This is a genomic window from Ruegeria sp. AB9 (assembly GCF_056542585.1).
In genome coordinates this window covers 1-2,346 of sequence record NZ_JBQGAA010000045.1, presented here as the reverse complement: position 1 = coordinate 2,346, position 2,346 = coordinate 1, and the positions used below count along the sequence as shown (strand labels likewise).

Below are 2,346 nucleotides of genomic sequence, written 5' to 3'. Positions count from 1 at the left end.
TGGCGAAGACGGCAACGGTGCGGTCGAAGCCAAAGTCAAAGCCGAAGTCGCAGAGCTTTGCAGCCGTTTCCCAATCTACCCAAATTTGTAAGTCGAAGGACCCCCAACCATGAGCTTTCACTCTATTGAACAAGCCCCAGGCCGTCTGAATCGAAGCGAGCTTGCCGTTCCCGGCAGTCAGCCCGGAATGTTTGAAAAGGCGGCGCAATCGGATGTGGACGTCATCTTCCTTGATCTGGAAGACGCTGTCGCACCGGACGAAAAGGAACAGGCGCGCAAGAACATCATTCAGGCGCTCAACGACATCGATTGGGGCAACAAAACCATGTCGGTGCGGATCAACGGTCTGGATACCCACTATATGTACCGCGATGTTGTGGATGTGGTCGAACAGGCCGGTGAGCGCCTTGACCTGATCATGATCCCCAAGGTTGGCACCGCAGCCGACGTTTACGCGGTTGATATGCTGGTCACCCAGATCGAAGACGCCAAAGGCTATAAAAAGCGGATCGGGTTCGAGCACATCATCGAAACCGCACTTGGGATGCAAAATGTCAGCGAGATTGCGGCTGCGTCAAAACGCAATGAAAGCCTGCATTTCGGAGTGGCCGATTACGCAGCTTCCACCCGTGCGCGTACCACAATCATCGGTGGCGTGAACCCGGATTACTCGGTTCTGACAGACGCGGATGTCAGTGGCGGTCGTCTGACACACTGGGGCGACATGTGGCACTACGCACTCGCCCGCATGGTGGTTGCAGCCCGCGCCAATGGCCTGCGGCCCATCGACGGACCGTTCGGAGATTTTCAGGATCCCGATGGCTATACGGCAGCAGCCAAGCGTGCCGCTGTATTGGGATGTGAAGGAAAATGGGCCATCCACCCAAGCCAGATTGCACTGGCCAATGAGGTGATGTCGCCGTCCGAGGCCGAAGTCACCAAAGCGCAGCGCATCCTTGTTGCCATGGCCGATGCTGAAGCGGAAGGCAAAGGCGCCGTTTCGCTGGACGGTCGACTGATTGATTACGCCTCAATCCGTCAGGCCGAAGTGTTGGTCGAAAAGGCTGGCCAGATCGCAGCGGCCTGAACTGAACCAAGGTTGCGTGGGCATCTTGTCCACGCGACTACACTTTGTGTTCGCCGAACTGAAAATCTAACTGCTTTCCGGCGATATCGACCCCAGGAACCGTCTGTTCCGAACATCGTCAGGGCTGGTTTTATAACTCCGCTGAAACGCACGTTTCAAAGCTACAGTTGATGAGAAACCGGTGGCTGCCGAGATTTCGATCTGCGACATATTCGTGAATTGCAACAGACTTTGCGCGCGTTCCAGTCGAAGCTCTTTGTAAGTCGAAAGCAGCTTTGCCCCGGTTTTACTCAAAAACCGTCGTTGCAACTGCCGCGTTGAGGTTTTGACCACGCTGGAAAGATCTGAGATCGTCAAGGGATCTTCGATATTCTCCTGCATCGCATCCAACGTTCGCATAACCAAAAGATCACCTCTGGCGCGATGAACCAACCGTGCGGCAAGCCTGCTTTCATGCTTCTGGGTGGGTTCTGTCAGCCCGATATAACTGCGCAGCGAATCCGCTATATGTTCTCCATGATCCATGGAAACAAACTCAGACAACAACCGCAGCGCGCTTAATCTGCTGGTGGCGCTGTGTGGGCCTCCATCTGTCGTCAGACAAGTTCCTGTACCACTTTCTTCCAGCCCGCTTTCCATTGCAGCAGCTGCAAAGTTGGGATGAACCGCGACGATGTTTCGATCCGCTCTGCCCAGTTGTGCCAGCAGAAGGACAGCGCCGCCGACCAGAACGGTCCTTGAGGACAGGTTCAGGACCTGCGAGATCCAGGTTCTGCGCGGACCTGCGACATCCCAGTTATTCTCTAAATCGCCCCAGAAAACTGCGGTTCGGCCTGCCCAATAAAGGGGCCCGCCTACAGCTTCATTGCCGGACACCCGAAGATTGACCACGTAGGAGCAGTCTTCGATCAAGCTGTTCAAGGCCTGATAGAATTCAACAACGATTTCGGCCGACGCCAGTGCCCGCTGGTCGCTAAGGATGACATCGATGTATTTCAATCGTTCCGGTGCCTCAGGCCCCGATTTTGCCAGATCGGCATGATCATTTGCGAGGACATAGTGTTTCATTGTTCCTCCATCGACTTGATGAGAAGCAGCGCCAGACGAGGCGCTGCCCTCTTTTTTGGTTTTCAATCCGTCAGGACAAGAAACGGATTGATATGCCCATGTTTCACTCTGCGGCGTCCATGTATTCTTCCATTGGGGGGCATGTGCAGACGAGGTTTCTGTCTCCGTATGCGTTGTCGACGCGGTTGACG

General features: G+C 54.9%; 2 protein-coding genes. One reads left to right on the top strand and one right to left on the bottom strand.

Translation table 11 applies throughout. The annotated features are described in order from the left end of the window. Nucleotides 1-109 precede the first annotated feature (109 nt). A complete protein-coding gene (locus tag ACR0K5_RS25005) occupies nt 110-1,087 on the top strand; it encodes an HpcH/HpaI aldolase/citrate lyase family protein (protein ID WP_480632217.1) in 978 nt (325 codons plus the stop codon). A 66-nt stretch (nt 1,088-1,153) separates the two neighbouring features. Here the strand turns inward: ACR0K5_RS25005 and ACR0K5_RS25000 are convergent, their stop codons facing one another. Further along, nucleotides 1,154-2,155 carry a helix-turn-helix domain-containing protein gene (locus ACR0K5_RS25000; protein WP_480632216.1) on the bottom strand — a complete coding sequence of 334 codons (1,002 nt, stop codon included), beginning with the start codon at nt 2,153-2,155 and terminating at the stop codon, nt 1,154-1,156. Between the last annotated feature and the right edge of the window lie 191 nt (nt 2,156-2,346).

Bases quoted from the DNA above. Each gene is read 5' to 3' on its own strand.
- ACR0K5_RS25000 (WP_480632216.1), bottom strand. From the start codon at position 2,155: ATGAAACACTATGTCCTCGCAAATGATCATGCCGATCTGGCAAAATCG.
- ACR0K5_RS25005 (WP_480632217.1), top strand. From the start codon at position 110: ATGAGCTTTCACTCTATTGAACAAGCCCCAGGCCGTCTGAATCGAAGC.